This window comes from Lactobacillus sp. UMNPBX6 (assembly GCF_002553975.1).
Classification (GTDB): domain Bacteria; phylum Bacillota; class Bacilli; order Lactobacillales; family Lactobacillaceae; genus Lactobacillus; species Lactobacillus gallinarum.
In genome coordinates this window covers 1-6589 of record NZ_PCZD01000076.1, presented here as the reverse complement: position 1 = coordinate 6589, position 6589 = coordinate 1, and the positions used below count along the sequence as shown (strand labels likewise).

At 39.5% G+C, this 6589-nt stretch carries 5 protein-coding genes and 1 pseudogene; 2 read left to right on the top strand and 4 right to left on the bottom strand.

Annotated elements, in window-relative coordinates; translation table 11 throughout:
* Positions 1–334 precede the first annotated feature (334 nt).
* Positions 335–1600: a GTPase HflX gene (gene hflX, locus CP357_RS09245; protein WP_098037143.1), complete on the top strand. Its 1266-nt coding sequence runs from the start codon at positions 335–337 to the stop codon at positions 1598–1600.
* A 21-nt stretch (positions 1601–1621) separates the two neighbouring features.
* Positions 1622–2635 (top strand): hypothetical protein, encoded by a 1014-nt coding sequence (locus CP357_RS09240; protein WP_098037142.1) that lies wholly within the window; start codon positions 1622–1624, stop codon positions 2633–2635.
* Positions 2636–2699: 64 nt separating this feature from the next.
* Here the strand turns inward: CP357_RS09240 and CP357_RS09235 are convergent.
* From CP357_RS09235 to CP357_RS09220, 4 genes and pseudogenes are all read right to left on the bottom strand, one after another.
* Positions 2700–3149 (bottom strand): annotated as a pseudogene (locus tag CP357_RS09235) (PBECR4 domain-containing protein); the annotation flags it as partial.
* Positions 3150–3668: 519 nt separating this feature from the next.
* Positions 3669–4637: a C40 family peptidase gene (locus CP357_RS09230; protein WP_098037141.1), complete on the bottom strand. Its 969-nt coding sequence runs from the start codon at positions 4635–4637 to the stop codon at positions 3669–3671.
* Positions 4638–4790: 153 nt separating this feature from the next.
* Positions 4791–5504: a C40 family peptidase gene (locus tag CP357_RS09225; protein ID WP_025006327.1), complete on the bottom strand. Its 714-nt coding sequence runs from the start codon at positions 5502–5504 to the stop codon at positions 4791–4793.
* A gap of 324 nt (positions 5505–5828) precedes the next feature.
* Positions 5829–6380 (bottom strand): C40 family peptidase, encoded by a 552-nt coding sequence (locus CP357_RS09220; protein WP_025006326.1) that lies wholly within the window; start codon positions 6378–6380, stop codon positions 5829–5831.
* Between the last annotated feature and the right edge of the window lie 209 nt (positions 6381–6589).

Below are 6589 nucleotides of genomic sequence, written 5' to 3'. Positions count from 1 at the left end.
ACAAACTAATTAAAAATAAAATTTACAATTTACATTGACTTATCACCACATGACTTCTGTAGATTAGATATTTATATTTTACAGGGAAGTCGAACGTATGTCTCTATTTTTAGAATAAAAAAAGCTGACTGCTAGGTCAGCTTGGCCCTATCCATCCCCGCATTAAAATACGGGGATTTTCGGGCGTTTTTCATTAAAATATTTTAGCTACACATTTGCAGAGCTCACAATAGAAAACGACACGTTCTTGAATACTCACTCATTCACCTTTTTTCCTTATTATAAGCAACTGTAATACAATATAGATATACAAACTAGATAACGAGGTGGACTCATGATCGATAATCAACCTAAAAAAATAAAAGCTTATATCGCGGGCGTCAACTTGAATGACCCCAACTTCGACTACTACATGACTGAACTGGCCAACCTAACTGAAGCTGACAACATGGAGGTAGTGGGACAAAGTTACCAAAACGCAGAATCAATCGTTGCCGGGACTTACTTCGGTGTCGGCAAGATTAACGAAATCAGAACAATGGCCCAAGGCTTGAAGGCCAAGGTCTTAGTTTTAAACGATGAATTAACCCCAGTGCAAATCCGTAACCTGGAAAAATTAACCAAGATGCGGGTCATCGACAGAACTGAATTAATTTTGGAAATTTTTGCCAGTCGTGCTCGCACTAAGCAGGCCAAACTGCAGGTGCAACTCGCCAGATTGCAATATGAGTTGCCACGTCTTCACCCTTCCGAGAACAACTTGGACCAGCAGCGTGGTGGTGGCTATTCCAACCGTGGTGCCGGTGAAAGTAAGCTGGAATTAAACCGCCGGACCATCGGCAAGCAAATTTCTGCCATCAAGAAGGAACTCAAGGCTGTGGCTAGTCAAGAAGAGATCAAGTCGGCTCGCCGTAACCAAAGCCGCATCCCTAAAGTCGCCCTTGTTGGCTACACCAACGCCGGTAAGTCAACCACGATGAATGGCTTGCTCAAGGAGTTCTCTGATGAAGGTAGTAATAAGGAAGTCTTCGTTAAGAATATGCTGTTTGCCACCTTGGACACCAGCGTACGTCGCATCGACTTAAAGGACAGCTTCAGCTTTATCTTGTCTGACACCGTTGGCTTTATTTCAAAATTGCCCCACAACTTAGTTGAATCATTCAAGGCAACTTTGCAAGAAACCAAGGATGCCGATCTTTTAATCAACGTAGTTGATGCATCTGACCCGAACATGGTTCAGATGATCCGCACCACGCAAAACGTATTGGATGAAATCGGTGTCAAGGGTATCCCGATGATCACCGCCTACAACAAGGCTGACAAGACTGATCGCAATTATCCTCAGATTGAAGGTAACGATATCCTTTATTCAGCAATTGATCCTAAGTCAATCAAATTGCTGGCCGATTTAATCACGAAGCGCGTCTTCTCCAATTATGAAGAATTCAGCTTGCTCTTGCCGCTTTCTGCTGGTAAGGAACTGGCCTACCTGCACGAAAACGCCCAAGTCTTAAGCGAAGACTACGAAGACGACGGCGTGCACATTCAGGCTAACATTGCGCCCGACGACCAAGAACGCTTCAAACAATATTTGGTCTAGCTAGACTGGGAATTAAGAAAAATGAAGATCAAACACAAATTGCTGGTCGCTGCGACTGCAATTATCGCAGCCTTTGGCATCAACACTACGACCACTCATGCCGCAAAATACTCCAAGACTGAGGCCAAACAAGTACGTCAATTTCAAAAACGGTATCATGCCTTAAGCAAGGTTAAGTATAATAAGCAAAATATTTATGCACAGCAGCCAAACTTTGGCCTGCCTTTTTCAGCCGGGAGTTTAAATCCGTCCTACATCCCTGATACTATGAGCTACATCAATTACTACCGCTCATTAGCAGGTTTGCCTACCGAATTGAATCATGCCGATGATAATTCACATGCCCAAATCGGTGCTGCTGCCTTAGCCGCAGTTAATGCTAAAAAAGACTTAAACGTCCACGGTTTACTAGGTTACACTCGGCCATTTTATTTCAATGAAACTGATTGGAATATCGCCGAAAATTCCACTTTGGGTAATGTTAACTTTTTAGAATCCAATAACGGCGCTACAGCGGGTGATATCGTCACGGACCTGATTCGCGAAGACAACAACATCGCTGGTAAGGGTAACATCGGCCATCGGGTCTTGATTTTGTCAGCTCGCGCAACCCGGATGGGCATCGGCGCCGCTTATGGTGATGGTGTCAGCAACAATGTGCTCTACTCCGTGCAAAACGGCTGGTTTGCGGACGACATTTTGCGTGATCCTGTTGTAGATACGATGGTTTATCCGGCTAGCCGCGTCTTTCCATATGAATTAGTCGGTAAAAAGACGCCCTGGTCTTTCTCCACAACGAAGAAAATTACAGGAACGCCTAAGATTTATATCACCGATATGACGACTAAGAAACGCTACCGTGCAACGCAGGTCCGTAATTTTGGTACGACCTTTTATGGCGATGGCTATACTACGACGATTACTTACCAACCTGGCAAGACTAAGTTGATTAATACTCATAAATATAAGGTAAAGATCGGTAAGTATTATACTTATACCTTTAGATTTTTCAGACAAAAAGGACATTTGAAGTAGAAAATGTAACTAATTTTACTGAAAATGAAAAGTGCAACAAAAAAGACAAGGAGAGATCCTTGTCTTATTTTGATTGTTCTTCGAATAAAACCGTAATTTGGTCAGAATTAAAATCTTGTGATTCAATTCTAACAACTGAGGCACCTTTCTCAAACATCTTTTTATGCAAGTTTAATAATGATTGTGGAATTGCTTTTGCACTTTGATTTATCAGTGTTAATGCCAAAAGTTGTCTAGACGTACGTAATGCATAATCATAGTCGAGCACCAAAAATCTTCCCCGACCAGTTAATCTAACATTGCCACTAATCAATTCAGGAAATGCGCTTAAAACTTGTAATTTTTGAAACGTAGTTCCGTCTTTTTTGATCAAAACTTTGTCTAAATCTATTTTTCTGTATTTAGCACTAAGGAAAAAATTCTTACTACCCCTTAAATATGAAATACCACATAAGTGCATAAAATTAGTAACAGATGCAATCACTGTAATTGAAGTCTTAGCCGTATAAAACGTTACTTTCTTATTACCTCATAAAAAACAGCAGCTCTATGAATATCATCTAAGAACCGGTTAATGTATGAATATTCTCTAGGTCTTAATTTTCTATAATTGTATTTTTTACGCATTATTCTCTCCAAAAAAAATGAGTCCACACATAATGTGCGAACTCATCATGGTCGGTTTAGTTCTGGTGTCTGCCACCTGCTTGGCCCTTATGTCCAAGATTAAATATCGAGATTAGTTCTGGTTCTCGCAACCTGTTAGGCCCTTACGTCCTATTGAAATATCAGATTGACCATGAGCCGACCGCTCATTAGGAACTTGTTCCTGTGCCATTATTATACAAAATGAGCAAATCTAATACAAGATAATCGATTATTAGATATTAGAACACTCACAAGTATAAGGTAAAAAGGGGCAAATATTACACTTATACCTTTAGATTTTTCAGACAAAAAGGGCATTTGAAGTAGAAAATAAAAAGTAGTTACTTTGCAATTAATACATAGTAACTACTTTTTTATATTCAAATTATAAAACTCTCTTAACAATCGTTGGTGCAAAGTAACTAGTCATTGTCTGCAAGATCGTACCTTGTTCAGGTGTTGCCGCATTGACATATTGATTGTTACCAATGTAAATGGCTACGTGATATGGTGCGCTTTCTGAACCCCAGAACAACAAATCTCCTACTTGTAAATTGCTTGCGGAAACAGGTTGACCATTAGCCTGACTCTTTTGGTAAACTGTTTGACCAACCTTAACTTGATCATAGGTAGTACGAGGCAAGTTCATACCAGCCGCATTCTTAAAGACATATTGCACCAAGCTAGAGCAGTCAAAGCTGTCTGGACCATTAGCGCCCCAGGCATAAGGCTTACCAACTTGTTGCTTAGCTAAAGCAACGATGGCACCGGCCTTACTTGAGGCTTGCGTTGATGCAACCTTCTTGGTAGTTAACTTTTTACTAGTCTTTTTCACTGCGGCGTCAACAATTTGCTTAGCCTTCTTCACCTTAGCGACCTTAGACTTAGTCTTAGTCGACTTCTTGGTACTTTTCTTAGTTACAGTACCCAAAGAAATAACGTTATTAACTTTCGGCGTTGTTTTCTTGCTCGTCTTCTTCTTGGTAGATACGTTGGTTACCTTGTCCTTAGTTTTGGCATTGGTGGAAGCCGGCGTGTCCATCCCGACATCAACGGTGTAACGCGCTTCAATCCATTCACGCGTACCAACCTTATACCAAAGGTTACCTTTCTTATCTACAGCAGTTTCGGCAACGTTCCAAATAGTACCGTCTTTTGCACGGTAACCCATGAACTTACCCTTATTATAATTAGTCCAAATGTTTAAGCCCTTACCGGGTAAATAATTAATCTTTACCCTCTTAATCGCAGTAAAGTTGGCTGCGCGGACAGTTTTCAGCGACGTAATCGCAGAGACACCTGTGACAGTAAGTGCCGCAGCTGCCCCCAACTTAAATAATTTATGTTTAGTCATTCTTCAATCCCCTTAGTAGCAAAACTCACTACTTTATAACTAACGACTTCATTATTGCATTTACACAGAAAAAGAGCAACTAACAACGATTAGTACTTAATAATGAAAAAAGTGAGCCAATACATAGCCCACTTTAGTTTGATAATCTCTTTTTTATAAAACACGCTTAGCAACACTTGGATAGAAGTAACTACTCAAAGTTTGCTTGATAACGCCTTGACCAGGTGTAGCTGCGTGAATGTATTGATTGTTACCAACGTAAATACCTACGTGATATGGAGCTGAAGCTGAACCCCAGAAAAGCAAATCACCAGGTTGAAGGTTATTCATAGAAACAGTTGAACCTTGCTTAACTTGATCATAGGTAGTTCTACCTAAGTTAACGCCAGCTGCCTTTGAGTAGACATATGAGGTAAGACCTGAACAGTCAAAGCCGTTGGCACCGGTACCGCCCCATACGTAATTCTTACCAAGTTGTGCTTCAGCTAAAGTAACAATAGCTGATGCATCACCAGTTGCTTGAACTGACTTCTTAGCCTTCTTGGAATTAGCTGGCACAGTGTATTGAGCCATGATCCATTGGCCTTCACCAACTTGGTACCAAGTACGCCCCTTCTTATCAGTTGCTTGGTTAATAACATTCCAAGTAGTGCCGTGTGGTGCACGTTGACCAGTAAAATGACCATGGTTGTAATTATCCCAGATATTAACACCATAACCTGGAACATAATTGATCTTTACTCTAGTAGTAGCGGCTTGAACATTAGCAGTAGTTGAATCTGGCTTAACAGCACTTACTGTAGCTACACCGGTCAGAGTTAAAGCAGCAGCTGCAGTAACTTTTACAAAATTACTTTTAATATTCATATATTCTCCTATTATGTTTATATCTATATCACAAGTTATTAGATTTTTATATTTTGGTAACGAAAATTTATTTTATCGGAAAATCTTTAAACTTAATTAACTATTCAACAGACTCTATAATAAATGCCTTATGTTACATGAATGTTACAAAAGTAATACTAATTTAATAAATATTAAACGGCTTACATTTCTTCAAAAACAGTCAAATGACATAGATGAACCACATAGAACTAAAAATAATTTACTATGTAAAAAAAGAGCTAGGTGAAATTCACCTAACTCCTTTTACTAATAATCTTTAGAAAGACATAACTTTAAATGTAATTAGTCGATAACACGCTTAGCTGATGATGGGAAGAATGATGCTAAGGTTTGAGTCTTAACATTTTGACCAGGAGCTGGAGCGTGAACGAACTTGCCACCGCCAATGTAGATACCTACGTGGTAGTTACCCCAGAATAACAAGTCACCCTTCTTAAGCGTCTTAGTTGAAACTGAAACAGTCTTACCAAGAGTGATTTGACCGTAAGTAGTTCTTGGCAAAGTCTTGTTAATTGCGTTCTTGTAAACGTATGAAGTTAAACCTGAGCAGTCAAATGCGTAAGGGCCCGCTGCGCCCCAAACGTAAGGTTTACCGATTTCCTTCTTAGCAAGCTTAACAATTGCGTTACGCTTCTTAGTAACAGCAGAAGTCTTCTTAACGGTACTTGCAGCTGGAGTTGAAGTTTCGATATCTGACATTGAATTGTCAGTATTTACAGTACTGGTTGAAACTTCGTCAGCGTGAACAGTAGCTGGAACATTAATAGCTGAGATACCTGTAAAGAAAATTGATAAAGCTGCAGTGTATTTAACTAAAGTACGTTTTAAATTCAAAATTAATTGTCTCCCTTAAATTATAGATTTCGTTTATTTAACATTTGTTTCAAATTTAATTGATTTCTTAAATCAGTTGACGGTTAATATAATACCTTCTGAATGTTACATAATTGTTTCAAAAGAACTACCATCACGTTAAGAAACCTTGTATAGTCAACTACCCTAGACTGAAGTCTAGGGCTTAGTGGCTCGTTAGCTTACGCTAA

Excerpts from the sequence above, each read along its gene's own strand:
- hflX (WP_098037143.1), top strand. The coding sequence starts at position 335 with ATGATCGATAATCAACCTAAAAAAATAAAAGCTTATATCGCGGGCGTC.
- CP357_RS09240 (WP_098037142.1), top strand. The coding sequence starts at position 1,622 with ATGAAGATCAAACACAAATTGCTGGTCGCTGCGACTGCAATTATCGCA.
- CP357_RS09230 (WP_098037141.1), bottom strand. The coding sequence starts at position 4,637 with ATGACTAAACATAAATTATTTAAGTTGGGGGCAGCTGCGGCACTTACT.
- CP357_RS09225 (WP_025006327.1), bottom strand. The coding sequence starts at position 5,504 with ATGAATATTAAAAGTAATTTTGTAAAAGTTACTGCAGCTGCTGCTTTA.